Raw genomic sequence first — 883 nt, 5'->3', positions numbered from 1 at the left:
GAGAGCTGTCGAAGGTGAAGCCGATGACTAGGGTGAAGTCGTAACAAGGTAGCCGTATCGGAAGGTGCGGCTGGATCACCTCCTTTCTAAGGAAAATAAGGAAGGTCGAGGCCTAACTTATAAAGATATAAGGAAAAGAATGGAAAAAACAATAACTAAGAATAGTAATTGTTTCACTGTTGAGTATTCAAGGAAGAAAACAAAGTGAATACAGAGAATTTCTGGTGGCGATGCGTCTATGGGAAACACCCGTTCTCATACCGAACACGATGGTTAAGCCATAAACGGCCGATGGTACTTGGTTGGAAACGACCTGGGAGAGTAGGTGGCTGCCAGATTACCAGTTTACTTTTAAAACTAAACATGACAATAACAAATTCTTTAGTATAGAGATATGTTAAAGGATTTAATTAACAGTCGTGAAAAGATGAAAGTAAAAAAAATAAAAAAGTGCTTGACACAGCCTAGTGACTATGATAATATATCCTAGCGCTTAACACAAGCCAAAGAACAAATGAACATTGAAAACTTCACATTGAGATTATTAAATCTAACTTATATTATAGAAGCGACTATTAAATAGTAAGCTGAAATAAATAAGGAAGATAAAATAATTAGACATCAAATAAAATCAAAATCCTTGAAATAAAATTAGTAACCATATATCGCGTATGGTAACTAAAGAAACAAGAAAGACCAAAGCAAAAGAACAAGCTACGACAAATAACTTGTAAATCTTAGCTCTTAGCAAGACGAAGGTCAAGCTAATAAGAGCATAGGGTGGATGCCTTGGCACTAGGAGCCGATGAAGGACGTGATAAGCTGCGAAAAGCTTCGGGGAGGCGCAAATAGCCATCGAACCGGAGATATCCGAATGGGGAAA

At 37.5% G+C, this 883-nt stretch carries 3 rRNA genes; all 3 read left to right on the top strand.

Going from position 1 to position 883, the window contains the following annotated elements:
* Window positions 1–86 (top strand): 16S ribosomal RNA (locus QMG30_RS24770); the annotation flags it as partial.
* 134 nt (window positions 87–220) lie between these two features.
* A 5S ribosomal RNA gene (gene rrf, locus QMG30_RS24765) occupies window positions 221–338 on the top strand.
* 419 nt (window positions 339–757) lie between these two features.
* Window positions 758–883 (top strand): 23S ribosomal RNA (locus QMG30_RS24760); the annotation flags it as partial.

This window comes from Vallitalea longa, assembly GCF_027923465.1.
Lineage (GTDB): Bacteria > Bacillota > Clostridia > Lachnospirales > Vallitaleaceae > Vallitalea > Vallitalea longa.
This window is presented reverse-complemented; position numbering and strand designations above follow the sequence as displayed.